This is a genomic window from Mesorhizobium silamurunense (assembly GCF_014843825.1).
GTDB classification, from domain to species: Bacteria; Pseudomonadota; Alphaproteobacteria; order Rhizobiales; family Rhizobiaceae; genus Mesorhizobium; species Mesorhizobium silamurunense.
Genome location: NZ_JHQR01000276.1, coordinates 1 through 447, shown reverse-complemented (window position 1 = coordinate 447; position 447 = coordinate 1). Strand labels below are relative to the sequence as shown.

The following is a 447-nucleotide window of genomic DNA, read 5'->3' as shown; positions in this document are numbered from 1 at the left end:
ACGGCGCTGAAGCTTGCCGACTACGTCGTCACCGAAGCCGGCTTCGGCGCCGACCTCGGTGCCGAAAAGTTCTTCGACATCAAGTGCCGCAAGGCGGGCTTGAAGCCGTCGGCCGCCGTCATCGTCGCCACCGTGCGCGCCATGAAGATGAACGGCGGCGTCAAGAAGGAAGAGCTCGGCAAGGAGAACATCGAGGCGGTCAAGAAGGGCTGCCTCAACCTCGGCCGCCACATCGAGAACGTGCACCAGTTCGGCGTGCCGGTGGTGGTGGCGATCAACCACTTCACCACCGACACCGAGACCGAGATCCAGGCGATGAAGGATTTCGTCAAGGCGCAGGGCGCCGAGGCGATCCTGTGCAAGCACTGGGCGCAGGGCTCGGCCGGCATCGAGGATCTGGCGAAGAAGGTAGTCGAGATCGCCGAATCCGGCGCCTCGCAGTTCTCG

Annotated in this window: 1 protein-coding gene; it reads left to right on the top strand. The window is 64.2% G+C overall.

Annotation, left to right across the window (positions count from 1 at the left end; all coding sequences use genetic code 11):
• Positions 1–447, top strand: a 447-nt coding sequence (locus DH10_RS29075; RefSeq protein ID WP_192385616.1) for a formate--tetrahydrofolate ligase, incomplete at both ends; no start/stop codon positions are given.